The sequence below is a fragment of the Xanthomonas sp. F14 genome (assembly GCF_014199865.1).
The window spans coordinates 263130-288346 of record NZ_JACHOM010000004.1; the positions used below are offsets into that span (position 1 = coordinate 263130).

Below are 25217 nucleotides of genomic sequence, written 5' to 3' on the forward strand. Positions count from 1 at the left end.
CGTCAGTGCTAGCAGGACTGCTTTGCCGGTAAGTAGATCAGAAAACTTAGAAAATTTGATGGGAATGGAAACCATGAGCTCGGAAATTTACCAAAAGACAAACGCGGCGCGTGACGAGTTGTTTGGATCTCTGGGAAAGGTCGATCCTGATGTCATCGCGCATGTTGTAAACCCGGCCTTTATGGGCGGGCCCAGTTGGCCTGCACTGAGGCAGGCATTCAGCGTCATCCGCACAAGCGACAGCATTAGGGTGGCAAGCAACGGTCTTTCAGACCCGTTCGATGATGTTGAAGAACCGAACAACGGCTATAGGCTGGAAATCATCGCGGAGACAAAAGAGAAGTTGACTGGCGACATTGCAGGGTCATGGCTTTTCAAGTTGGTCTACGCACTCTCCCAGCAAGCCGCATACAGCGGGCAGATCGCCGATTTTATCGAAAGACACGGCGTCATCACGATGGAGCTTTTCGCTCAAGATTGCGGCTTGGAGGACTTCCAGAACGAACACGGCATGGTGGGCGTCATGATTGGGGTTGAGCACCCTGAGCTCCCGAAGAAGATCCAATTTCCCGCGGAGGACGTGTTCCTGGCAGCTGTGCAGATCTTGAAGCCTGACGAGCTGGCCTACGTCGCCGAGAAGCGTGCAGAAGGGCGCAACCATTTACACAGCCTGATGAAGTCGTCGGGCCAGTACCATTTCGTCAGCCCCGGCCGTGGGTCATTGCTGGAACATGGCGAAAAGCCGAGCAAGAAGGCTTGGTGGAATTACTTTGGGAAGGCTTAGTGGGCACGCGCCGAGCTAATCCATAATGTTTTCGGTCATGATCGCCTTATGTCGCGTGTGGGACTCCAAGCGCGAGCCTGACAGCATCACCAAGTTCCTGGCCGCGCATGCGTCAACTCAGAAGTAGGCCTGGTAGTTCGTCCAAGCCGACGCCGCTTCGCGGTACGGGTTAATTCAGACATTGGAGTCCAATGGGAGCACTAGAGTATTCCGTAGCAACACTCCGATTCTTTGGAGACGATCTGGTGCCTGACGAGATCAGCGCGTTGCTTTTGGGCAGCCCAACGGCCTCCAGGCATAAGGGGCAAGAACTTAAGTTGAAGAACGGCGCAGTGCGCATTGCCAAGACTGGCAGCTGGAGACTGACTTCAACGCAACGCGAGCCTGAGGATCTCGAGGCACAGATTTTCGAAATCCTGAACCAGCTCACCCAAGACTTGACCGTGTGGGAACACTTGAGCAATCGCTATCAGCCTGACCTGTTCTGCGGCATCTTCATGGCTGGGAGGAATGACGGTTTAGCGCTTTCCGCTAAAGCCCTGTTGGCGCTTGGACAAAGAGGTATTTCCTTAGAATTGGATATCTATGACCCAACCCGCTAAAGATCCAATGTCGCGTCAGAAAATTCATTCAAGGCAAACCTGCTTTGGCAGCGGCTGAACTCAAACGCCAGATGGCCTAATGTGCCGCCACCCACCCACGTGCCCTGCAACACCGCACCGTCGGCCAGGGCTATTACCTCACCAGCCACCAACGCATCCCCACCCTGCGCCTACGCGGCCGCTGGCTGGAACAACTTGGCTCCACCATCGGCAGTAAGCTCTCTACCTGCCTGTGCAACGCGATCTGGTCGTCAGCGTTGCTAATCTCAGCGACAAGGCGACAGACCCCAAGGGAGACCGCAATTGACGGCGGTCCATGCCTCGCACACCATCACGTGACACAAAAAGACGGTTGGGTCATGCTGAAAGCGCTCCTATTGTTTTTGATCTTTTGCTCCAGTGACGCCCTCGCGCACGGTAGTCAGACACCCATTCCCAAGGCTGCGGCTCAACTAGTCACTGCGGTACATGACGCCGCGGTCTCTGAAAGGCCCCAGTCCCTACGCAAGTTCATGGCGTCCGACTTTGTTTCAAGCTTTGGTGGTGATGGCGGGCCCGATGAGGCCATTGATCTCTGGGGTCAAGATCGGTCCTACCTCAAGCAACTGGAGCAGGTCACAGTGGGCAAGTGCGCGCTCACGTCGCCCGGTTATCTGGAATGCCCTGCACAAGCTGGCGCTAACCACCGCGCTGGCTTCAAGCTTACAAAGGGCGGCTGGCGCTTTTTCTCATTCGTCGCCGGTGACTGACGCGCAGCATAGGGCTTGGAAATCGACGAGTCGACCCGTAGAAAAGTTTGATAGGAAGGGGAGCCATGAGCTCAGCAATCTGCTAAGAATGGGGTCAGGCTCATAAACCTGATCAATTAATCCACTCGGCCTTCTCGACATGAAATTCGTCTACATTCTTTGCATGCTGATCGCCGGTTTCTTGCTCGGCGCCGGTGGATTGATACGCTGGGGCGCGTTTCTTGTCGCGCCCGAGAAGCGGCCGTTTCGTTCGACTTGGGACCGGAGGGGATTTTTCATGGTGGCAGCCGGCATCGCCGGGATGATCGTAAGTACAGCAATCTACGAGGCTTCTCGCTGATCTATGCAAGGGTGTTAGGCTGGCGCAGCCATCAAGGGCTTTGCCCATGACGTTGCAGAGCAAACACCGGAGTTATCTTGCGCGCAAGTAGTGATCTGGGTGAGTTACCTGCGGACTGGGCTCCAGAGCCACTTGGTCCAAGGGCAGATGTCCTGGCTGCAATCGGAAGTTGCGTGCCCGCTGAGGATGCCAGTTTGGGACTAAATTTCCGAGTCGAGGAACCTGAGGATAGCGAGGAGCCGCGGACCGTATCCGTATCAGCCGCCTGGGGTCAAAGAGAGTCTGCAATTTGCAGGCTGTGCAATTTGCTTGGCGCGCGGTTCTACGATGCCTCGGCTGGGGATTTCATAGATTTAGCGCAGAACGAGTGAGGTTCACTTAAAAATCAACTGGCCCTGTTTTCCATCCCATATCTTCGCTCTTCGCATCCAGAAGCGTTGTAGAGTGGAGTCTATCAATCCACTCAAGCTGTACCCGCTTCACGGGAAGGCTTGATCAAACGTTAGGCCTAAGCGGGGCACTCCGATGAAACTTGCAGCACTCCTGGCCATTGCTCTAGCGAGCACCTTGCTTGCGGCTCCGCTAGCGCATGGCGGGAAACTCAGGCTTAAGACAGATCAAGTCGTAGACCTGACACGATTCCTTGAGGAGAAGCCGCTTGACGAAAGCGCGCCGGCCATTCGCTCGCTCCTCATAGATTGGGAAAAGAAGAGCAAGGATGTAGTCGATTACGTTTGCCCAGGCGTACTTACACCAATTCTAGCGACCGATGTTCCCAACTCCGCAGAGCTATTGGTACAGTTCATTTTTGGAAGCGCCGCGCACCAAATTGGCAACCCAAGCGACAAGGGGAAGGTCGTGCCCGGACAAGTCGCTGGTATGCGCAGCATGCTCAAGGCTTATAGAGCGTTTCTTGTGGCGGATCCGGCGGCACGGATCCCGAGACTAGACGAGCTAACTCAGATGAATGCTGCAGGAACATTGCCCGAGTATCTTGAGCCAATCGTAGTGAAAGAATGCGGCCAAGGTTCTTGAGGCTTAGTCCAATCATTCAAGCCGAAGCCGCTCACGGCGCAGCTCAACTTAGGCGTTAGGCTCACCAGCATGTCTCGCATCGCTAGATACAGAACGGGTTATTTGCTCGTACTTGGCGCGCTAAGCGCGCTGACATATACCGTGGTCCACGCTGCAGGCGGCTCCAGTGCTGCATTACTTACGGTTGGCTTCCTCCTCCTTGTGCCTGGCAGACTTCAGGGCTTGCTGCTGCGGCCTCTGTTTCGAGGGCAGCGCGCACTTGCTGAAGGCAAGCCTGAGGAGGCGGCCGTCCAGTTCCATCACCAGCTCACTCAGCTCCAAGCACAGCCATGGCGGCGTCTCGCGCTCTGGCTAGGCTGGTCTACTTATACTCCAAGCCTCGCTGCCATGGTGACCAACAACCTCGGAGTAGCTTACGCGGCGCTGGGTGAGCTTGAGCAGGCGCAGGCTGCCTGGAAACATGCATTGGCACTAGATCATCTGTACCCGGTTCCGTATGCCAACTTGGCTGCCGCAGCTGCCGCCCGTGGCGCTTCCGATGAGGTGCACTCGCTATTGTGCCAAGCACGGAAGCTTGGCTACAGCGGCGGCCCTTTGGATCAGGCCACGCACCGAATGCAGCGATTACTAGCCGCCGTGGAGTCTCGCGGGCCTGCGTTGTGAGGCTCTACAGTTCATTTATGTCGACGCCGCCTTGCGGCGCGGCTCTTCTGTTATCGCTCCAGCGTGCTTTGCTTGGTGAGGCCCATCCACAGCTTAGACAAGCGTCGATTGAGGCTGATCCCGGGACAGGCGTTGTTCGTTTGCGATTTGAGTACGACGGAGAGCCTTCCAAGGCTGCGCTCGACAGCAGCGCATGCGCTGCGACGGAAGTGATTGCTGACTTCCCGGCGCCGTGGAATTTAGATGATCAGCATGTTTCCGTGGCATATCCACACAAGCTTTCGGCGTTGGCCCATATTGCCTACCGTCGTTGGGAGCCTGAGCATGCTGCCTAGCGGCTAGTCTGTGTCCCGCAATCCGGCGGCGTAAAGCAATTCATTCAAGTCGGCACCATTTCGGTGCACGGCGCACTTCGAATCATGGTGTGGTCAGAATGCATGCATGGTCCAGCATTGAAGAGTGGGCGCATGCATACATCCGCGTTCATGAGGCCGAGGCTTCACTGGATGATTCGCACCCGGACTATCTGGCTGCCTATGAGTTCATGGTGGAGCTGGTCGGTGAAAATGCAGAGCAATGTTGGGCCGGCATTCTTGAGGTAGTTCGGCGCCGGCCAACAGAGCGTGTGCTTGGTATGGTCGCCGCCGGGCTGGTCGAAGACTTGCTCGATGGCTCCGGTGCAGTATTCATTGAGCGCATCGAGGCGCAGGCAGGCACCGATCCCGTCTTTCGCAAGATGCTCCATGGCGCCTGGGAGAGCGGCACGCCAGAGGTCTGGTCGCGGCTCGTGGCAGCTCGTGGGGAGTTCGCAGATGCTGGCTGACACTTCATCGATGCCGGGCGACCAAGAACGGTGTCAGCTTCATTTATAAGGCTAAGCTGACCTTGTTTCGCAGTGGCGCTGAGTCCGTGTTGACCTGTACCCCCAGGTCGTTGCTTGCTGACAATACGTTCAAGCCAAACCCGCCGCCGCGGAGGTCCTCGCGCAGCTGCTGACGCAGCGGGCAAGTGGGATTGCCGAGTGCCACCGCACAGTCAGGGCTGCCTGTTACTGGCCTTGGCCTGATCTCAAGCTAGGCTGAAGACGCTCGCTTCTCCATCCCTCGTGTCGTACGCCACCAATGCCTCCTGAAACGCATCAGCGCTGCCAACGAGGTCACCGTCACTGCTCCAGATGGCAGACCGGCCCGCTCCTACGAAGGTATCGGCGGGGCCTACACAGTTCGCCATCAAGACAGTCATGGAATGCGTTTTTGCAATCGTCGGATAATGACTGTAGGCCGATGTCACGCCCCTTTCCGATTTGGCCACGCTTGCCAGATACACGCCAGCACCTGACGCTGCAGCTTGTTCTGCATGGCTTGCCTGCAGTGACTCGTAGCAAATGGCAGGCGCTAACACCTGACCTGCGTGTCTGAGCACAAGCTGCTCGGTACCTGCGGTGAAGAACGGTAACTCGTCGGGGTGTAACTGCTGTTTGGAGTAGCTTGTGCGCTCCAGCCCCGGTTGGAAGCAGAGCATGCTGATTTCGGTGCCTTTTGCTCTTTTCGTGGGCGCGCCAACGGCGATGAGCATGCCGTACCGGTCACTTGCCACCTGAAACGGATCAAAGCGCTGATCAGCCGGCTGCACCGCCAGCGCCTGCGCCAACCCGGGTTCGTAACCGGTGAGGGACAGCTCGGGAAAGACCAGCACATCCGCACCCCTGCTCGCCGCCAGGCGAATGACATCGAGGTGCTTACCGATGTTCTCTTCGATTTGGCCAGGCGTCGAAAGGATTTGCGCAGCTGTCAGCTTCATTGCCTGTCTCGTGTCCACGTGTTGAGGTTTGAGCGTAGCGGATTCCGAAAGGCGGGTAACCAGAGTGCGCTTGAAAGCCCGGATATGCTGCTCGAACGCCTACACTTTCGAAAGCGAGACGTCTTGCCTGGATGCCTATCTTCAGCGCCGGTCAGGAGGATAGGTTGACCGGATGGTTACCGGTCGTCTCCAGCGTGCTTGGTTATAGATCAGGGTGCGCCGCACTGAAGCAGGGACTCATTTGTTTAGCACCTTGGTTGTCCATATCTGGTCGTAGTCGGCATTGTGTGCCTTGGTGAATCCGTTGGCATCGCTGCGTCCATCGTCGACTTTCTGGCCATCCTTGTAGATCACGTAATGGCGCCCGCCGGCAGCCTGGTCGCCGTGGTAATGCAGCTGCATCCGGTACACCAGCCTGCTCTCTTCTACTGCTGGCGTCGCCTGTTGATGTTCACCGTTGCTGGCCATTGGCTTTATCTGTAACAGCGGTGTCGTCTGCTGCGGATGGGCCATCACCCAGCGCATGAAATTGGTCTGGTCCTGCGCTGACGCTTGCCCGGACGCTGGCCAGATGTAGAGAAACGTCGCTGGCGTATTGGGTGCTGTACTGACGGCCGGCATGTGCCACTCATAGACCTGGTGCGTACCGTCGGCTGTCGTCATCTCGAGCAGGCGGGCACTGCCTTGCGATGGATTGCGGTCGGCGCCCGATAGTTCACTGATCGGCGCCAGGCCGGAGCCCGGTACGGCGCCCGCCAGTGCCACTAGCAGGTCGCGCTGGTTTGTCACTTCCTGTTCGTTCAACGACAGCGAGCGCAGGTAGCGCGAACGCAGACTGAAACGGTAGCGCATTTCCTGCAGGGTGAATTCCCCTTCGACCCTGGAGGCTTCGTGCCAGTCGTGTCCGGGTGCCAGATTGACGGTACCGTGCATGACGCAAAACCCCTGCTGGGATTGTGCCGCTGGCGGGAAGGGCGATGCGCTGTTGGTGATCGAGGCCAGGATTTCCTTGGTGCGCCGTTCGGTGATGTCCTGCAGGCGGCTGATCGCCGTCTTCTGGAAACGAAAGGTGGTGCCGTCGCGATGGGCGAAGCCGGTGACCTGTACGACATTCGGGTCGAGCGGCAACGTGTCTTCCGCGTGTGCGACGATGACCCTGCCATCATCCTGTGCCAGCGTTTCCACCGGCTTGATCAGTTGGCGCACCTTGCCATCGCTGGCCGATGCTTGTGCGCTCAGCAGGCGCTGCGCATAGCTGGCCGCGTCTTCGCGGTAGGTATCGATGTCGCCCCAATAAAACTGCGCGGAACTCCCCAGAAAGTGCAGGGGCACATCGGTCGTCACGGCAAGACGCCCGATGCAGTAACTGGTGTTGACGGGATTGTCCGCCGACGGCGGCAACGATTTGTTGGTGGTGTTGGTTGTGCTGCAAGCAGCAAGCAACGCCACAGCAGCAAGCAGCGGCGCGCGCATCAAACGCGTGGCGGAACGTCTCAACGCAATTCCTTCAAAACAGCAATCGGCAATGATAGATGACGCCGGTCTACGTGGTGCGTCACCCCTGACAAGGTCTTCTGGCGCGTCCTGCTGCTATCAGCATCCACCGTACCGCTGCGGGATCGAGCGAGCCGAACCCGTTCTGGTCGTTGCGGGCCACCGTAAACCGCACTGCACCGCTTGGCATCGGCTTTTATGTCGCGCGGTAGTCGATGGTGTGCCTGCCTCCGTTGCGCCTGCCACTGCAGGCGTGCGGCGCACCGGAGTGGCTAGGCTTGCGATTACTTCTTTCGGTACACCCCGCCGAAGGAAACGTTCATTCCGCCGCATTCCAGGTTGTCGTCGGCCAGCAGCATGTCGCCCAGCAATTGCAGGCGCACCTTGCAGGTGTCCTCGTTGACTTCGACGCGGTTGCCTTCTGGATAGCCGCGCGCGGTGACCGAGCCCGTGTGCGGACCGCCCGACGTCTGTTCCGGGTCGGGAAAGGCGCTGGGCCAGTACGCATCGCCGTTGACGGTGATGCTGCCGTCTGCGTTGGTGGTCAATTGCAGCGTGTTGTCGCCGTCGTGCCAGTAGCCGTTCCACGCCTGCGGTGTGGGCGTGGCCGCGCTTGGCTGCATCTGCAGGCTCGACTGTGCGACCCAGCCAGCATTGCCGCCTCCCTTGTTGGGATAGAGCACGCAGACGTAGGCATTGCGGCGCTGCGCCGTCAGGACGATATCGTTCTTGACCACGTAGGCGCGTCCCTGGCATGCGGCCCCGCCCGTGTCCGGGCAGCCATCGGTGTCCTTGAGCAGGTACAGGCGCGGCGGGATGACCTTGCCGAGTGAGAATGCCACCGGCGCACTGGTGAACAACCCATTGCGGCAGGTGGCATCGTCGTCGGCAGGCGCGGCGTGGACCAGCGGCGAAACGCCCAACAGGGCAAGCATCCAGGCCTTGTGCATGGCTATCACTCCAAATGTGGCGCGGTAGTGTGCGGCAAACCAGGCCGTCTTTCAGCAGGAAAGTGCCACCACACGCCACGCATGCCACAGCTGCGCTGACCACGTCGAGGTCCGCGCCCGCGCGCAGGAGCGGGCCGCCGATTGCGGCGCGGTGACGCGTGTGGTGCGGTGTTGTGCATTCGCCTCCGGGAGATGCGTATGTCTGAATCACGCAGTGGACGTGTATGAGCCTTCTTCACCTGGGCAGGCAGATGCTGCTGTCTCCAATCGAGAGGGAGTGGAGCATGAAACAGTCACTGTTGGTCCTGTCCATCGTCGCGGCGCTGGCGCTCGCTGGCTGCAAGCCGAATGCCGACAAGGAGGCCGCAGCGCCTGCCGCGTCCACCGAGCCGACGCCGAGCGGTGGCGCGGCGACCCCGACCACGCCGCCTGTCGGCGAAGCCAGCCCGGCGCCTGAAGGCACGGCACGCGCGAGTTCCGGAGACGACATCGCCCTTGGCTTGCTCGGGGCGGTGGACAAGCACGAGATCGCCGCAGCGAAGCAGGCGCAGGACAAGAAGGTCACCGGCGCGGTGCTGGACTACGCGAAGATGATGGAGAAAGAGCACACCGAGAACCTGGAAAAGACCACGGCGCTGGGGACGCTGGCCGAAACCCCGGACGTCAAGAAGCTGGAGAGCAAGGGCGAGCAGGACCTGTCCACGCTGGGGCAGAAGTCCGGCAAGGACTACGCGGCGGCCTACATCGATGCAATGATCGCCGGGCACAAGGACGCGCTGCAGCTGATCGAGACGCAGATGATGACGGTGGCGTCGACCGAGGCGGTCAAGCAGCACCTGACCGAGACCAAGACGCATGTCGAGCAGCACCTGGCGAAGGCGGAAGCCATCAAGACGGCGATGTGAGCGTGGGCGTGGCAGATCGCCGGTCTGCCACGCCTGGCCTGCAAGCGGCGAGTGAGCGTGACGTCGCCATCTTGAGCTCTAGGGACCTGCGCGGACGTCGATCAAACGTTCTCTGGCGATGCGTTCGAGCCCACGTCGCGTTGCCGTAAACGCGATGGCAATCGACTTTCTGCTCAGCGGCAACGATCGAAGGTTCTGACGCGCGTTTGCTCCGCAATGATCAGGCGGTCTTCCATCTGGCTCAGGATGAAGACTGCAGGAACGTCCTTCTTCGGCGCGTCGGCAGACGCGGTGATGATGCGCCATGTCCATGGTGTGCGTGCCAGCAGCGTGACCGCATTGGACCAAAGGTCTTCGCCCTTGCCGGTCATGTGATCCCAGCCGAACTGGATGAGGTGCTTGGGGTCCGCTGTCTCGGCGTCGCGGCAGGCGATCCCTGCGGTGACCCAGGCGCCTCGCAGTTGCTCGGGAAAATGCGCCTTGGGGACGTGTGGTTCATAGCTGCCAGCGCCGGTAAGGCGCGTCAACGCGCCTGGCTTCCAGGTGTACGTCCAGCTGTAGCGGCCGGGGACGGGACAGCGCTGCGACCCGTCCGGATTGGGTTGTTCCCGTTTGCAGATTGGCGAGTTCTCCTGCACGACGAACACGACCTCGATGCGATTGCCTTGGACTGCAAGCGTCATCACTTCGCCAGGAATCTGCTCGCTGGCGTCTGGCGTGTAACCGGTCTTGCGTGCCCTGGTTTCCCATTGGTCGAGCGGAGCGCTGACGTTGGGTGCCTTCCCGCGTGGGTGCTTGCGCAATACATCGATGCTGTTGGGGCAGTCGGAAGTGGAACCCGAGCAATACGAAGAACTCAGATAGACGATCTCATCGACTCCATCCTTGTCCAGGTCGACGACCTGGACGAAGCCGGCGTAGTCCTCCTTGACGATGTCGTCGTTGACGCTGACGTCTTGCCAAAGCCCTACGATCTCTCCGGCACGGCTCGGGCTTAGCCTCTGATCCTTTGCCGTTGCAACTGTGGCGGTGGTCAGCAGTGCCGCCATGACGTAGCTGCGCATCCTTGCTCTCCCTGCGTGTTGAGGCCATAGCCTACAACCCTTGGGAGTTGGTCAGCGCTGCCTGAGCCCTCACCACTGCCGCGCTTGTTTGATTTTCGTCAATTCCACCGACACATGAAATTCGCAGTGGGGGTGCTTGACTGCATCGGTCAAGAATCGTTGCGGAGTTGCGCATGAGTGCAGTCACGGTAGAAAGGGTCGACCAGGCCTTGAGTAGGCAGGGGTCGATCCGGACGGGAGTTGGACTGGTGCGTCGTGACCGAGCGCCGGTGGATCTGCGGGGTGGGTCGGCCCGCGTCGTTTCCTTCGTCACGGTGCGTGCGCGCGCCGTGGTCTGCTGAGGGGGCGCCATGCGGATCTGTGTTCTCAATGAGGCCACCGGCGAGCAGGCCGGGCTGGAGCAGCGCTGCAAATCGGCGCGTGAGGCCGGCTTTGACCATGTGGTGCTCGCGCCGCCATTTGCACGCGACGCCGAAGGCCGGCTGAGCGAGGTCGCCACCACCGGCGACGAAGACGCGCAGCGGCTGCGCGAGGTGGTGCAGGCCGCGCACCGGGCCGGCGTGAAGCTGCTGCTCGATGTGCGCCTGGATGAAGTGGGCGGTGCCAGCGCCGTGGTGCGCGACAACCCGCAATGGTTCCGGGCACGCAGCACGGCGGTGCCGGACCCGCGCCAGCCGCGCGCCACGCCGGAAGTGGCCGAGGCACGCTTTACCTATGCGCAGGAAGGTGCGGCGCTGGTGGAGTGGTGGAGCGCGCGCTTGCTGGACTGGGCCTCGCAGGGCGTGGCCGGCTTCCGCCTGTTGCAGCCGCAGCAGGTGCCGGCGCAACGCTGGCGCGAGTTGATCGCCCGCGTGCATGCGCAGGCACCGGAGGTGGTGTTTGCGGCGTGGACGCCGGGCCTGGGCATCGAGGCCTTGCAGCAGCTGGCCGGTGCCGGGTTCGATGTGGCGTTCTCCTCGCTCGCATGGTGGGACGGCCGCGGCAGCTGGTTCTTCGACGAAGACACGGCGCTGCGCGCGTTGGCGTCGCAGGTTGTCGCAGTGGTGGGCGCGCCCGATGGCAAACGTGCCGCCACTGCCGGGCAGCACTGGCAACTGGCCCAGGCACTGGGAGGGGCGTGGCTGCTGGACGAGACGCAGCTGGAGACAGTGCCCTTGTCGATCAGGGCCCGCGATGGCGTACCGCCCAGCAATGCCGGCTTGCGGTTGCGTCCGCTGTTGCGCGAGGGCACCGGCCTGACGGCGGTGGCGATCGAGCCGCTGGGTGGCTTGCCGTCGCTGCTGTTGATCAATGGCGATGCCGATCATGTGGTGCCGGTCCCGGCGCCGGATCTGCTGCGCCTGCTCGGCGATGCCGAAGCACTGGTGGGCGAGGACGGCAGCACGCTGTCCGGCGCGACGCTGGAAGCATTGGAGCCGGGCGAGGTGCGGGTCTATCGCAGCGTGCCGGCCCGGCACGTGCTGGCGGTGCCGCGCATGCGCCCGCGCCCGCAGACCGCGGCCGCCTGGCCGCGCGTGTGCATCGAGTCGGTGACCCCGTCGGTCGATAACGGCCGCTTCCCGGTCAAGCGCACCGTGGGCGACCGCATCTGCGTGGAAGCCGATGCGTTCTGCGATGGGCACGACCGCATCGCGGTGGCGGTGCTGTGGCGCCCGGCCGATGCCAAGACCTGGGCCAGCGCGCCGATGCGTGCGTTGGGCAACGATCGCTGGCGTGCGGAGTTCCCGCTGGAGCGCATCGGCACCTATGAGTTCCGGGTGGAAGGCTGGCGCGATGTGTTCGCCACCTTGCATGCGGATCTGGAAAAGAAGCGTGCCGCCAACACGGTGCTGCCGGTGGACGTGCAGGAAGCGGTGGCCGTGGTGCAGGCCGCGCATGCGCGTAGCAGCGGTGCCTTGGCCGAGCGCCTGCAGGCCGTCCTCACCCGCATCGGCGCGCAGAGCGAGCCGCTGCAGCAGCTGGCGATCGTGCTGGAGCCGGACACCGCGCAGGCGATGGCAGCGGCCGACGACAAGCCGTTCCGCTCCGAGACGCCGGTGACCTTCCGGGTGGAATCCGAGCGGCGCGCGGCGCATTTCGCCAGCTGGTACGAATTGTTCCCGCGCTCGCAAAGCGGCGATCCGCAACAACACGGCACCTTCGACGATGTGATCAAGCGGCTGGCGCATATCCGCGCGATGAACTTCGACGTGCTGTACATGCCGCCGATCCACCCGATCGGCGCGAAGAACCGCAAGGGCCGCAACAACTCGGTCACTGCGGTCGATGGCGAGCCGGGCAGCCCGTATGCGATCGGCGCGGCCGATGGCGGCCACACCGAGGTGCATGCCGAGCTCGGCGGGCTTGAGGGCTTCCGCCGCTTGATCCAGGCCGCACGTGCGCATGGGCTGGAAGTGGCGCTGGACTTCGCCATCCAGTGCGCGCCGGATCACCCGTGGTTGAAGGATCACAAGGACTGGTTCACCTGGCGCGCGGATGGTTCGATTCCGTATGCGGAGAACCCGCCGAAGAAATACCAGGACATCGTCAACGTCGACTTCTATGCCAGCGGTGCGGTGCCGGATCTGTGGAACACCTTGCGCGATGCGGTGCTTTTCTGGGTCAACGAGGGCGTGACGCTGTTCCGCGTCGACAACCCGCATACCAAACCGTTCCCGTTCTGGGAGTGGTTGATTGCCGATATCCGCGGGCGACGGCCGGATGTGGTGTTCCTGTCGGAGGCCTTTACCCGGCCGAAGATGATGTACCGCCTGGCCAAGTGCGGTTTCTCGCAGTCCTATACCTACTTCACCTGGCGCAACCACAAGCACGAGCTGCAGGAGTATGTGGAAGAGTTGAACCAGGGCGTGCCGCGCGAATGCTTCCGCCCGCACTTCTTCGTCAACACGCCGGACATCAATCCGCTGTTCCTGCAGACCAGTGGGCGCAACGGGCATCTGATCCGCGCCGCGCTGGCGACCACGCTGTCAGGACTATGGGGCATGTACCAGGGCTTCGAACTGTGCGAGGCCACGCCATTGGCGCCGGGCAAGGAAGAGTACCTGGACTCGGAAAAGTTCCAGCTGCGCGCCTGGCCTGAGCGTGCACCCGGCGACATCGTCGATGAGATCACCCGCTTCAATCAGCTGCGCCGCATGCACCCGGAGCTGCAGTCGCACCTGGGCACGCGCTTCTACCAGGCGCACAACGATCAGGTGCTGTACTTCGGCAAGTTCCTGGATGCCGGCTACCTGTCGCGCAGCCGCAGCATGGTGTTGGTGGCGATCAACCTGGACCCCAACGCTGCGCAGGATGCCGCAATCGAAGTGCCATTGTGGGAGTTGGGCCTGCCCGATCACGCCAGCGTGGCGGTGGACGACCTGTGGGACGGCCATCGCTTCACATGGCAGGGAAAACAGCAACACATCCGTTTAGAGGCGACGCGGCCGTTCGCGTTATGGCGCATCCGCGCAGGAGAGGTCGCATGAATGCAGTCCCATCGTTACAAGCCGACGCGGAACAGTCCGCGGTGGTTGCAGACCAGCTTTGGTACAAGGACGCGATCATCTATCAGGTGCACGTCAAGTCGTTCTTCGACTCCAACGACGATGGCATCGGCGATTTCCCGGGGCTGATTTCCAAGCTGGATTACATCGCCGAACTCGGCGTGGACACCATCTGGCTGCTGCCGTTTTACCCCAGCCCGCGCCGCGACGACGGCTACGACATCGCCGAATACATGGCGGTGCATCCGGACTACGGCAGCATCGAAGACTTCGAGCAGCTGGTGGCGCAGGCGCATGCACGCGGCATCCGCATCGTCACCGAGCTGGTGATCAACCACACTTCCGATCAGCACCCGTGGTTCCAGCGCGCACGCACTGCGCCGGCCGGATCGCCGGAGCGCGACTTCTATGTGTGGTCGGACACCGACCAGGAATACGAAGGCACGCGGATCATTTTCTGCGATACCGAAAAATCCAACTGGACCTGGGATCCGGTGGCCGGGCAGTACTTCTGGCACCGCTTCTATTCGCACCAGCCGGACCTGAACTTCGACAACCCTGCGGTGCTGGAAGCGGTGCTGGAAGTGATGCGCTTCTGGCTGGACCGCGGTGTGGACGGCCTGCGTCTGGATGCGGTGCCGTACCTGATCGAGCGCTCCGGCACCTCCAACGAGAACCTGCCGGAAACCCACGCGATCCTGCGCAAGATCCGCGCCACGCTGGATGCCGAATACCCGGACCGCATGCTGCTGGCCGAGGCCAATATGTGGCCGGAAGACACCCAGCAGTACTTCGGCCAGAACGCCGACGAATGCCATATGGCGTTCCACTTCCCGCTGATGCCGCGCATGTACATGGCGATCGCACGCGAAGACCGCTTCCCGATCACCGACATCATGCGCCAGACCCCGGAGATTCCGGAGAGCTGCCAGTGGGCGATCTTCCTGCGCAACCACGATGAGTTGACGCTGGAAATGGTCACCGACTCGGAGCGCGATTACCTGTGGCAGACCTATGCCGCCGACCGCCGCGCACGCATCAATCTGGGCATCCGGCGCCGATTGGCGCCGCTGCTGGAGCGCGACCGCCGCCGCATCGAGTTGATGACCTCCCTGTTGCTGACCATGCCCGGCACGCCGGTGCTGTACTACGGCGACGAGATCGGCATGGGCGACAACATCCATCTGGGCGACCGCGATGGCGTGCGCACGCCGATGCAGTGGTCGATTGACCGCAATGGCGGCTTCTCGCGCGCCGACCCGGCGCAGCTGGTGCTGCCGCCGGTGATGGACCCGCTGTACGGCTTCCAGGCAGTGAATGTGGAAGCGCAGATCCGCGACCAGCATTCGCTGCTGACCTGGACCCGCCGCGTGCTCAGCGTGCGCAAGCGCTACCAGGCCTTCGGCCGCGGCAGCCTGCGCTTTCTGTATCCGGGCAACCGCCGCATGCTGGCCTATCTGCGGTGCTACCAGGACGAGACGGTGCTGTGCGTGGCCAACCTGTCGCATACGCTGCAGGCGGTGGAGCTGGACCTGTCCGAGTTCGAGGGCCGCGTGCCGGTGGACATCATCGGCGGCGGCAGTTTCCCGCCGGTCGGGCGGTTGACCTATCTGCTCACGGTGCCGCCGTTCGGCTTCTACGCATTCCAGCTGGTCAGCGAAGGCACCTTGCCGGATTGGCATGTGCCCAGCCCGGTGCCGTTGCCGGACTACCGCACGCTGGTGTTGCGCAGCGACACCGACGAGAGCAATGCGCTGCTGCCGCATCTGCCCACGCTGGAAGCGGAGATCCTGCCGGCCTGGTTGTCGGCACGGCGCTGGTTCTCGGCCAAGGACCAGGCACTCAAGCACGTGCGCATCTCGCGCCGTACGCCGCTGCCGGGCGCCGAGCCAATGAGCCTGCTGGAGCTGGAAGTGGAGCTGGAAGACGGCCACCACGAGAGCTACATGCTGCCGGTCGGCATCGTGTGGGAGCGCGACCAGCCCAGCACCCTGGCCGAGCAGCTTGCGCTGGCACGGGTGCGCCAGGGCCGCGAGGTGGGTTACCTCACCGATGCCTTCGCGCTCAAGCCGATGGTGCGCGGGGTGATCGACGCCTTGCGCGACAACGCCGCGCTGGAGTTCTGCGATGGCGACGATGCCTCGCAGCAGGGACAGGTGCGCTTCGAGGCGACACCGGCGCTGGCCACGCTGGAAATACCGCAGGATCCGGAGATCCGCTGGCTGTCGGCCGAGCAGAGCAATAGTTCGCTGGTGGTGGCCGACAAGGCGGTGTTCAAGCTGTTGCGGCACGTGGCCAACGGTGCCAACCCGGAAATCGAGATCGGCCGTCGCCTGACCGAGATGGGCTATGCCAACGCGGCGCCCTTGCTGGGCAGCGTCAGCCGCATCGATGCGCAGGGCACCATCACCACGATCGCGCTGCTGCAGGGCTTCATCCGCAACCAGGGCGATGCCTGGCGCTGGACGCTGGACCATCTGGCACGCAGCTTCGACGAGTACGCCACCGCGCAGACCGACGAATCGCGTGCCGAAGCCATCGCCGGCTACGACGCCTTCGCCGCGGTGGTCGGCAAGCGCCTGGCCGAGTTGCACGAGGCCTTGTCGCGCGACACCGACGACGCCGACTTCGCCCCGCAGCGCATCGACCTGCCCACCGCCAACGATGTGGTGGCTGGCGTCGCACGCCAGGTCGAAGAGATGTGGGACACCGTCAATGCACGCCTGGCCGGCAGCGACGATGCGATCGAACGCGAAGCGCTGCAGGCAGTGCTGGCCGAGCGCCCGCAGCTGGATGCCTTGCTCGCCCAGGCACCGAGCGTGCTGGCCGACTCCTTGCTGACCCGCGTGCACGGCGACTTCCACCTGGGCCAGATCCTGGTGGCGTTCGACGATGTGGTGCTGATCGACTTCGAAGGCGAGCCGGCCAAGCCGCTGTCCGAGCGACGCGCCAAGGCCAGCCCGTTGCGCGATGTGGCCGGCTTCCTGCGCTCGCTCGATTACGCCAGCGAAGTGTCGGCACGTGGCGAGGAAGGCACTGCTGCCCGTGCGGGCGTGGGCGTGGACACGCATCTGGACGAGTTCCTGGTGCAGTTCCGCCGCCGCTCCACACAGGCGTTTCTGGACGCGTACCATGCCGTGCTCGACGCCAGTACGCACCCGTGGATCGCACCGGCAGCGTTCAACGCAGCCACCTTGCTGTTCCTGGTGGAGAAGGCCTGTTACGAGGTGCGTTACGAGGCTGCCAACCGCCCCGGCTGGCTGATGGTGCCGATCGAGGGCTTGCGACGCATCCTGCACCGCGCGCGCGCTGGTGCGGGAGACACATGATGAGTGGAGTGATGACAGCAGTGACCAATCGATGGGATCCCGGCGCAACCCGCGCCCTGGCCGAGGCACGCCATGGCGACGCATTCGCCATCCTGGGCGCGCACCCGACCGACAGCGGTCGGCTGCTGCGCACCTATCAACCGGGTGCCAACTACGTCAATGCCGTGCTCGACGATGGCAACGTCATCGCGCTGGAGGCAGGCCCGGAGCCGGGCCTGTTCGCCGGCGCATTGCCGGCGCAGGGCGGCTACCGCCTGCGCATCGGCTGGCCCGGCGGCGAGCAGGATACCGCCGACCCGTATGCGTTCGGCCCGCAGCTCAGCGACTTCGACCTGCATCTGATCAGCGAAGGCCATCATCTGCAGTTGGCCGATGCACTCGGCGCCAATGCGATCGAAGTCGATGGCGTACGCGGCACGCGCTTTGCGGTGTGGGCACCCAATGCCACGCGCGTGGCGGTGGTGGGCGACTTCAACAGTTGGGACGCGCGCCGGCATCCGATGCGGCTGCGGCATCAGTCCGGCGTGTGGGAGCTGTTCGTGCCCGACGTCGGCCCCGGTGCGCATTACAAGTACCAGCTGCGCGGCCCGCATGGGAACGAGTTGCCGGCCAAGGCCGACCCGGTGGCGCGGCGTGCCGAGCTGGCGCCGGGTACCGCCTCGATCGTGGCCGACCCCACCCCGCATCAGTGGAGCGATGACGGCTGGATGGCCACGCGTGCGCGCCGCCAGGCGCACGACGCACCGATGAGCATCTACGAGATCCATGCCGGCTCCTGGTTGCGCGAGGAAGGCGTGGACCTGGACTGGGATGGCCTGGCCGACCGCTTGATTCCGTACGTGGCCGATATGGGCTTCACCCATGTCGAGCTGATGCCGGTGACTGAGCATCCGTTCGGCGGCTCGTGGGGCTACCAGCCGCTGGGCCTGTTCGCGCCGACCGCGCGCTTCGGCTCGCCGGATGGCTTTGCCCGCTTCGTCGATCGCTGCCACCGCGAAGGCATTGGCGTGATCGTCGACTGGGTGCCGGCGCATTTCCCCACCGACGCCCACGGCCTGGCGCATTTCGACGGCACCGCGCTGTACGAGCATGCCGACCCGCGCGAAGGCTTCCACCGCGACTGGAACACGCTGATCTACAACCACGGGCGGCGCGAGGTGTCCGGGTTCCTGATCGCCAGTGCGCTGGAGTTCCTGCAGCGCTTCCACGTCGACGGCCTGCGCGTGGATGCGGTGGCCTCGATGCTGTACCGCGACTACAGCCGCAATGCCGGCGAGTGGGTGCCCAACATCCATGGCGGGCGCGAGAACTACGAGACCATCGCCTTCCTGCGCCGGCTCAACGAGGTGGTGCGCGAGCACACCCCGGGTGCGGTGATGATTGCCGAGGAATCCACCGCGTTCCCCGGCGTCACTGCCGATGTGGCGCACGGCGGCCTGGGCTTCCACTACAAGTGGAACATGGGCTGGATGCACGACACCCTGCATTACGCCGCGCTGGATCCGATCTACCGCCGTTACCACCATGGCGAGCTGACCTTCAGCATGGTCTACGCGTATTCGGAGCGCTTCGTGCTGCCGATCTCGCACGACGAAGTGGTGCACGGCAAGGGCTCGTTGCTCGGCCGCATGCCGGGCGACGACTGGCAGCGCTTTGCCAACCTGCGCGCCTACCTGGGTTACATGTTCACCCACCCTGGGCGCAAGTTGCTGTTCATGGGCTGCGAATTCGGCCAGCCCACCGAGTGGAACCACGACGGCGGCATCCCCTGGCATCTGCTGGATGACCCGCGCCATCGCGGCGTGCAGACCCTGGTGCGCGATCTGAATCGGCTGTATGTCGAATACCCCGCGCTGCACGCGCAGGACGATGACCCGGCCGGGTTTGCGTGGGTGGTCGGCGATGACGCGGCCAATAGCGTGGTGGCGTTCCTGCGCAAGGCAAAGCGCGGCGATGCGCCGGTGCTGGTGGTGATCAACTTCACCCCGATCGTGCAGCACGGCTACCGCATCGGCGTGCCGCAAGGCGGCCAGTGGCGTGAGGTGTTCAATAGCGATGCCGGCATCTACGGCGGCGCGAACCTGGGCAATGGCGGTGTGGTGAGCGCCGAGCAGCAGTCCATGCACGGCCATGCGCAATCCCTGCCGCTGTTGCTGCCGCCGCTGGGCGTCATCGTGCTGACGCCGCAGGGCTGATGCAGCACACACAGCGCCGGACCGCTGGTCCGGCGCTGTAGCACCTGTTAGATTGCGCGCCGTAGAGCGGCCAACACCTCGCTGCGCGCGCCCCACCGGGCGGTGCAGCCGGGGTGCCACCCGCTACGTAGGCGGCCCGGAGAGGGCTGCCGGGCACAGCCGCCGCCATGCCTTCCGTCGACCGTGTGTACGGGAGTGTTGTGCGTGGGCGTTTTGATGGCTGTGGTTTCTTCGATGGTTGAGCCGTTTATCCATGGTGTGCGCATCGCTGGATGCGCGCATGCACTGGTGCGGCCTGCACGTTCTCCGTGTGTCGGCGCGCAATGTGGCGGCATGTGGCCAGCGCAGCTCGGTGTGTTGCCGTTCTCCGCTTCGGCGCAGGCGCAGGCATGAGCGGTTTGATGACCTGGTGTTATCTGCTCGGCGCTGCGGCGTCGGCGCTGGCGTTCTATCTGGCAACACGGCATCAACGCCTGTGGCCGCAGCGCCGGCTGTCCGCACGCGCGCTACGCATCGGCGCCAGCGCATTACTGCTGCTATCGCTGGGCTGCGCCATGCAGGCCTTGGGCACCTGGGCCGGCATCTTCGCCGCAGTGACGGCGCTGATGCTGGTGGCGGTGGCGCTGCCCTATCTGGATGCCTGGCGGCAGGCGCGCACGCAACGCAGGCAGGTGCGCCATGTGGGCTAGGTGGCTGGCCGCAGTGGTGCTGGGCCTGCCGCTGGCGGTCGGCGTGGTCGGCCTGTGCGCCCTGTTGCTGCCGGGGCCGCAGCAGAGTTACACGCTGGCATGGCTGCTGCTGATGTTTCCGGCCTGGGTGGGTGCGATGGCGCTGCCGTTCGTGTTCCGTCGCGCATCGCGCGCCTGGGCCGTGCTCGGCGGGCTGACGCTGCTGTGCTACCTCGCGCTTGCAGGCATCAAGGCATTGGGCTGGACGGAGTTGGGCGCATGAAAGCATCGACCTTGCGCGCGTTTCTGTCGGTCCACAGCTGGATGGGTCTGTTGGCGGGCATGGCCTTGTTCATCGCCTTCTACGCCGGCGCCATCACCGTGTTCACTCATGAATTGAGCGGCTGGCAGGCCACGCCGCCTGTCACACAGCGTGCGCCGGCAGATCCTGTCGCCGCCGCGCAGACCTTGCTGGATACGGTGATCGCCCGGCATCCGCAGGTGGCCGACTCCTTCCTGGTGTTGCTGCCCGGCGAGCACGGGCCGACTCCGCGGCTGTACTGGTATGGGCCCCAGGCCGAGGCCAGTGGCGGCATGCGGCAGTATCAACAGGCCGCCGATGGCCGCCTGCTGGAATTGCCGCAGCGCGTGGGCTTTGCCGACTTCCTCTACGACCTGCACTTCACCGCCGGTCTGCCACGCGTGTTCGGCACCTATCTGTTCGGTGTGGTGAGCGTGCTGTACGGGCTGGCATTGCTCAGCGGGGTGGTGTTGTACGCGCCGGTGTTCTTCAAGGACCTGTTCGCGTTGCGGCCGGGGCATAACCTCAAGCGCCTGTGGCAGGACGCGCACAATGTGGTCGGCATGTTGTCGCTGCCGTTCCATGTGATCTTTGCCTGGTCCGGCGCGGTGTTGTGCCTGGGCGTGCTGTTGCTGGCGCCGTTCCAGTTCCTGGTGTTCGACGGCAAATTGATGCAGATCCTGGCACCGGAGTTCGAACTCACCCCGCATGTGCAAGCAGCCAGGCGTGCGGCACCGGTGTTGCCGGTTGCAGTGCTGCTGGACAAGGCGCGCGCAGCCAGCCCGGGCTTGGTACCGGAGAGCATCGGGTTCCATGATGCAGGCGATGCCAATGCACGCGCGGAAGTGTATGGCCACAACGATCAGCGCCGCCTCAACACACTCGGTGGCGTGGCATTGGATGCGGCAACCGGCCAGGTCCTGCGCGTGCTCGAACCAAGGACGATGTCGCCAGGCACCGCTGCATTGCGCGGGCTGCAAGGGCTGCACTTCGGCAATTTCGGGCATGCGCCGGTGCAGTGGCTGTATTTCCTGCTCGGGTTGGGTGGTGCGTTCCTGTTCTACAGCGGCAACCTGTTGTGGATCGAAACACGCCGCAAGCGTCGGCTGGTGAATCAACCGCGCCGCACCCACGCGATGGCACGCCTGACCATCGGCGTTTGCCTGGGCAGCGTCGCCGGTATCTCGGCCTTGTTCATCGCCGCACGCCTGCTTGCGCAAGGACAGGAGCGTTATGTCTATTACGCGGTCTTTGCGGCCGTGCTGGTGTGGGCGCTGATCCGCCCCACCGCACGTGGTGCGTACGAGGCGTTGCTGGCCTGTGCTGTCCTCACGGCGCTGATTCCGCTGGCCAGCTGTGTTTCCGCGCGTGGCATGGTGCTGCCGTGGCAGGACGCAACGGTGCTGGTCGTGGACCTGATCTCCCTGGTGTTGGCATGGGCGTACTGGCAATTGGCGCGTGCGAGCAGGCGGCGCGGGCTGCAGGGCGATCCCAACAGCGTCTGGGCGTGGAAGCGCGCGCAGCGCGCTGAGTCGACGCACTGACGTGATTGATGCCTGGCACGCTACGGTGTGCCGGGCATCAGCTGCGGCGGAGCACTTGTCGCTGACCATGCGGCTGGCCCGACAACCTGGCCCGTTGACGCGACGGCATCGCCGGGCAGTGCATCCTGATCGCCCGCCACCTTCACCCACACCCGATGACGGCTGCCGTCTTACGCATTGGCCTGATCTCCGACACGCACGGCGTGCTGCGGCCCGAGGCCGTGGCTGCGTTGCAGGGCTGCGCGGCGATCATCCATGCCGGCGATGTGGGCAAGCCGGAGATCCTCGCCGCGCTGCAGGCGCTGGCACCGTTGCATGCGATCGCCGGCAATATCGACAACAAGCCATGGGCAGCGCAGCTTCCGCAAACGCTGGATCTGCTGATCGCAGGCGTGCGCATCCATGTGTTGCACGATCTGAAAACGCTGGCAGCGGATGTTGCTGCCGATGTGATCATCAGCGGGCATTCGCACAAGCCGTCGATACACACGCACGACGGTGTGCTGTACATCAATCCGGGCAGCGCCGGTCCGCGTCGCTTCAGCTTGCCGATCAGTGTGGGCACGCTGTGGCTGGGCGATGGCCCGCCGCGTGCGCAGCTGCAGCTGCTGGAAATACGCTGACGGAAGTTGGATCCGTGCAACAGAGACGTGTGCAGGGATCTGGAGCGGCCAGCAAAAAACGACTGCACAGCCGTCATGCGTGCGCGGTCGCTGCTCGGAATCGGCATGTGCCACGCGTGCACTGCGCTTCTGAGCGCGCCGTCCGCACCCACCTGAAGATCGCTACGTTTTGTTGGCCGCTTTTAGACAATGCCGTGCGCTGAAATGCATCGGCCGGGCATGCAGGCCACCGCCGCATGCACTGAGCATGCGGTGCATGCGATGACCAGCAGCAGCGACCGCTACTAACCTGTGCTGACGTGCCTGCTTGTGGAGTCGCACATGAGTCGTTCGTTGCCTGCATGTGTAGGCCTGTGGTCCCTGCGCTGACCTTGTCTGCACGCAGGCGGGACCATCCTTGTGCATCGAGTCGCCGCAAGGATTTCCCCCATGAATACCCGTCGCCAGTTCCTTTCCGCCGCCGCTGCCGGCACCGCGGCATTGGCCGCCGCCCCGTTGTTGGCACAGACTTCCGCACCGGGCAGCGTGATGCCCACGCGCGGCAAGGCCGCCGCATCCGCATTGCCGACCAATCCCGCAAGCAAGGGCGCACGCTATCGGCCCTCGAGTCGACTGGGCTTTGGTGGCGTGGCGATCGGCAATGGCTTTGCACCCACCAGCGATGCGCAAAGCGAAGCGACCCTGGCTGCGGCGTGGGAGTCGGGCGTGCGGTATTTCGATACCTCACCGTGGTACGGCCTGGGCCTGTCCGAGCGCCGTACCGGTCACCATCTGCACAATCACACCGCAGACGATTATGTGTTGTCGACCAAGGTCGGGCGCCTGCTCACCGCCACCGACAAACCGCCGAAGACGATGTGGCAGCAGCCGTCGCCCTTCGATTATCGCTACGACTACAGCGCCTCCGGCGTGCGTCGCTCGATCGAAGACAGCCTGCAGCGGTTGGGCGTGTCGCAGATCGATATCGCCTACATCCACGATCTGTCGCCGGAGAACGAGAAAGACCTGGGCATGCCGTGGGAGCAGCGTTTTGCCGAAGCGGTGAAAGGGGCGATGCCCGAGCTGACCAAGATGCGCAAGGAGGGCCTGATCAAGGCGTGGGGCTTTGGCGTCAATCGCCCTGAGCCGGCCCTGCGTGCGATCGAGGAGGCCGATCCGGATATCTTCCTGCTGGCCTGCCAGTACTCGCTGCTCGACCACGCGCAGGCGCTGCACGACACCTTCCCGAAGATCGCAAAGCATGGCGCGTCGGTAGTGGTCGGTGCGCCGCTGCTGGCGGGCTATCTGGCCGGGCGCGAGCGTTATCTCTACGACGGCACCGTGCCGGAATGGGCGCCGACCAAGCGCCAGAAAGCACTCGCCATCTGCGAGCGCCACGGCGTGGATCTGCGCACAGTGTCGCTGCAGTTTGCCGCCGCGCCGAAGGTGGTGTCCGCGGTGATTCCGGGTGCGCGCACGGCCGAGCAGGCGCTTGCGAATGCGGCCTCGATGCGCGTGGCGATTCCGGCAGCGGTATGGGAAGAGCTCAAGCGCGAGCAGGTGATCGAAGCGGATGCACCGGTGCCTGTTGTGGGCTGAGGCTCACGCGTGGTGGGTGCATCGCAAACGCCTGCGCTTGCGATGCACAACGTCACGCCCCAGGCATCACCTCACCCATCACGGAATCAACAGCGGCCGCAACGCAGGCACTTGCCTGGCCAGTTCGTCGGCGACAATCGACGCGAACAGATCGGCACCCTCGACACCCAGATGGGTGTAATCGAATGCCAGCTTGGCCTGGCCCATCGGCTCGGCACTGGCGTTGTCCTGTGCACGCGCAGTGGCGACAGCAGGCGTGGCGGGCGTCGATGTGGTCTGCGCCGGGGTCTTGCCGATGGTGGTGCCCGATTGCGCGGCTAGCACCTGCTCCGGATCGGCCGGCCGCTGCGCCAGGCGCATTGCCAGCACCGGGCCCATGCCTTGCACCAGGGCGCGGCTGCGCGCATGCAGGTCGATCAACGGCACCTGCAATTCCTGCGCGAGCGTGCGCGTGGCCTCGGCCCAGGGCGCCAGATCGTCCAGCAACTGACCGCGCGCGAACTGCCGCCGCGTCAATGGCGTGACCAGCACCGGAATCGCACCGGCAGCACGCGCTTCGTCTACATAGCGGCGCAGGTTGGCGGGGAACTCGGTCGCCAGGTCGGTGGAACGCCCCGGCTTGCCCGGTTGATCGTTGTGGCCGAACTGGATCAGCACATACACCTGGCGATACCCGCCACTGCGCAGTTCGTGCAGCGCGATGTCCCACGAACCTTCGGCGCGGTAGTTGGACGTGCTGCGGCCGCCGCGCGCCAGATTGAGGCAGCTCAGAAATGAGGTCACATGCTGTGCGCAAAAGCTCGGTCCCCAGCCGCCCTGCACGGCGGTAGTGGAGTCGCCGACCAGCACGATCTTGCTGGCCGCAAGCGCAGGCGCAGCGGCGGTGGGGGCCGATGCCTTGGATGCGCGCGGCGTACCGACCTGCGCGGAAGCGGCCGCATCGGCACACGTCAGGCAGGCAGCGGCCAGCGCTGTCAGCAGCATCGGTGCAATAAAGAAATACTTACGCATGCATCACCTCGAAAACCACTGAACCACGGCTGCGCGCTCGCCGGAATAGGGGGCGGCCAGCGCTGCGGAATTGGCGTGTCCTGCGCAGACCTGCCGG

The 25217-nt window shown here is 63.6% G+C and carries 20 protein-coding genes, 1 other RNA gene and 1 pseudogene; 17 read left to right on the forward strand and 5 right to left on the reverse strand.

Going from position 1 to position 25217, the window contains the following annotated elements; genetic code table 11:
• Positions 1-73 precede the first annotated feature (73 nt).
• From GGR73_RS15190 to GGR73_RS15220, 7 genes and pseudogenes are all read left to right on the forward strand, one after another.
• Positions 74-784, forward strand: coding sequence for a hypothetical protein (locus GGR73_RS15190; RefSeq protein ID WP_456362988.1), 711 nt, complete (start codon positions 74-76; stop codon positions 782-784).
• A gap of 191 nt (positions 785-975) precedes the next feature.
• On the forward strand, positions 976-1386 hold the full coding sequence (locus GGR73_RS15195; protein ID WP_047129890.1) for a DUF4279 domain-containing protein: 411 nt from the start codon (positions 976-978) through the stop codon (positions 1384-1386).
• A gap of 95 nt (positions 1387-1481) precedes the next feature.
• A pseudogene (locus GGR73_RS20360) lies at positions 1482-1693 on the forward strand (SymE family type I addiction module toxin); the annotation flags it as partial.
• A 52-nt stretch (positions 1694-1745) separates the two neighbouring features.
• A complete protein-coding gene (locus GGR73_RS15205; protein WP_104574496.1) occupies positions 1746-2135 on the forward strand; it encodes a hypothetical protein in 390 nt (129 codons plus the stop codon).
• A gap of 139 nt (positions 2136-2274) precedes the next feature.
• A complete protein-coding gene (locus GGR73_RS15210) occupies positions 2275-2475 on the forward strand; it encodes a hypothetical protein (protein ID WP_221229757.1) in 201 nt (66 codons plus the stop codon).
• 525 nt (positions 2476-3000) lie between these two features.
• Positions 3001-3510, forward strand: a complete 510-nt coding sequence (locus tag GGR73_RS15215; protein ID WP_184457708.1) for a hypothetical protein — start codon at positions 3001-3003, stop codon at positions 3508-3510.
• 1096 nt (positions 3511-4606) lie between these two features.
• The gene (locus GGR73_RS15220) at positions 4607-4996 is read left to right on the forward strand and encodes a DUF6869 domain-containing protein (RefSeq protein ID WP_102255345.1); all 390 of its coding nucleotides are present in this window, start codon (positions 4607-4609) and stop codon (positions 4994-4996) included.
• A 245-nt stretch (positions 4997-5241) separates the two neighbouring features.
• On the opposite strand, the gene GGR73_RS15225 is transcribed toward GGR73_RS15220, so the two are convergent.
• From GGR73_RS15225 to GGR73_RS15240, 3 genes are all read right to left on the reverse strand, one after another.
• Entirely contained in the window at positions 5242-5973 is a 732-nt protein-coding gene (locus GGR73_RS15225) for a carbon-nitrogen hydrolase family protein (protein ID WP_184457710.1), read from the reverse strand.
• Positions 5974-6210: 237 nt separating this feature from the next.
• Complete coding sequence (locus tag GGR73_RS20365; protein ID WP_456362989.1) at positions 6211-7470, reverse strand: hypothetical protein; 1260 nt, start codon at positions 7468-7470, stop codon at positions 6211-6213.
• Positions 7471-7751: 281 nt separating this feature from the next.
• A complete protein-coding gene (locus GGR73_RS15240) occupies positions 7752-8417 on the reverse strand; it encodes a hypothetical protein (RefSeq protein WP_184457712.1) in 666 nt (221 codons plus the stop codon).
• Positions 8418-8701: 284 nt separating this feature from the next.
• On the opposite strand from GGR73_RS15240, the gene GGR73_RS15245 reads away from it, so the two are divergent.
• The gene (locus tag GGR73_RS15245) at positions 8702-9322 is read left to right on the forward strand and encodes a DUF4142 domain-containing protein (protein ID WP_184457714.1); all 621 of its coding nucleotides are present in this window, start codon (positions 8702-8704) and stop codon (positions 9320-9322) included.
• A gap of 173 nt (positions 9323-9495) precedes the next feature.
• Here GGR73_RS15245 and GGR73_RS15250 read toward each other — a convergent pair whose 3' ends face one another.
• Positions 9496-10386, reverse strand: coding sequence for a hypothetical protein (locus tag GGR73_RS15250; RefSeq protein WP_184457716.1), 891 nt, complete (start codon positions 10384-10386; stop codon positions 9496-9498).
• Between the two features lie 350 nt (positions 10387-10736).
• On the opposite strand from GGR73_RS15250, the gene GGR73_RS15255 reads away from it, so the two are divergent.
• The 9 genes from GGR73_RS15255 (at position 10737) to GGR73_RS15295 (ending at position 24109) form a co-directional block, all read left to right on the forward strand.
• The gene (locus tag GGR73_RS15255; RefSeq protein ID WP_184457718.1) at positions 10737-13853 is read left to right on the forward strand and encodes a maltotransferase domain-containing protein; all 3117 of its coding nucleotides are present in this window, start codon (positions 10737-10739) and stop codon (positions 13851-13853) included.
• Positions 13850-17200, forward strand: coding sequence for a maltose alpha-D-glucosyltransferase (treS, locus tag GGR73_RS15260; protein ID WP_054592003.1), 3351 nt, complete (start codon positions 13850-13852; stop codon positions 17198-17200). Before GGR73_RS15255 ends, treS begins: the two co-directional genes overlap by 4 nt.
• An 11-nt stretch (positions 17201-17211) precedes the next feature.
• Positions 17212-19395, forward strand: coding sequence for a 1,4-alpha-glucan branching protein GlgB (gene glgB, locus GGR73_RS15265; RefSeq protein ID WP_049818224.1), 2184 nt, complete (start codon positions 17212-17214; stop codon positions 19393-19395).
• A 389-nt stretch (positions 19396-19784) separates the two neighbouring features.
• Positions 19785-20084 carry a hypothetical protein gene (locus tag GGR73_RS15270; protein ID WP_054592004.1) on the forward strand — a complete coding sequence of 100 codons (300 nt, stop codon included), beginning with the start codon at positions 19785-19787 and terminating at the stop codon, positions 20082-20084.
• Positions 20074-20346: a hypothetical protein gene (locus tag GGR73_RS15275; protein ID WP_026064062.1), complete on the forward strand. Its 273-nt coding sequence runs from the start codon at positions 20074-20076 to the stop codon at positions 20344-20346. Before GGR73_RS15270 ends, GGR73_RS15275 begins: the two co-directional genes overlap by 11 nt.
• Positions 20343-21908 carry a PepSY-associated TM helix domain-containing protein gene (locus GGR73_RS15280; protein WP_184457720.1) on the forward strand — a complete coding sequence of 522 codons (1566 nt, stop codon included), beginning with the start codon at positions 20343-20345 and terminating at the stop codon, positions 21906-21908. The genes GGR73_RS15275 and GGR73_RS15280 overlap by 4 nt, the downstream gene beginning before the upstream one ends.
• Positions 21909-22063: 155 nt before the next feature.
• Positions 22064-22531 carry a metallophosphoesterase family protein gene (locus GGR73_RS15285; RefSeq protein ID WP_184457722.1) on the forward strand — a complete coding sequence of 156 codons (468 nt, stop codon included), beginning with the start codon at positions 22064-22066 and terminating at the stop codon, positions 22529-22531.
• Between the two features lie 105 nt (positions 22532-22636).
• Positions 22637-22709: non-coding RNA, sX9 sRNA (locus tag GGR73_RS15290), on the forward strand.
• Between the two features lie 251 nt (positions 22710-22960).
• Positions 22961-24109: an aldo/keto reductase gene (locus GGR73_RS15295; protein WP_184457724.1), complete on the forward strand. Its 1149-nt coding sequence runs from the start codon at positions 22961-22963 to the stop codon at positions 24107-24109.
• A 78-nt stretch (positions 24110-24187) separates the two neighbouring features.
• On the opposite strand, the gene GGR73_RS15300 is transcribed toward GGR73_RS15295, so the two are convergent.
• Positions 24188-25093 (reverse strand): rhamnogalacturonan acetylesterase, encoded by a 906-nt coding sequence (locus GGR73_RS15300; protein WP_456362996.1) that lies wholly within the window; start codon positions 25091-25093, stop codon positions 24188-24190.
• Positions 25094-25217: the final 124 nt, after the last annotated feature.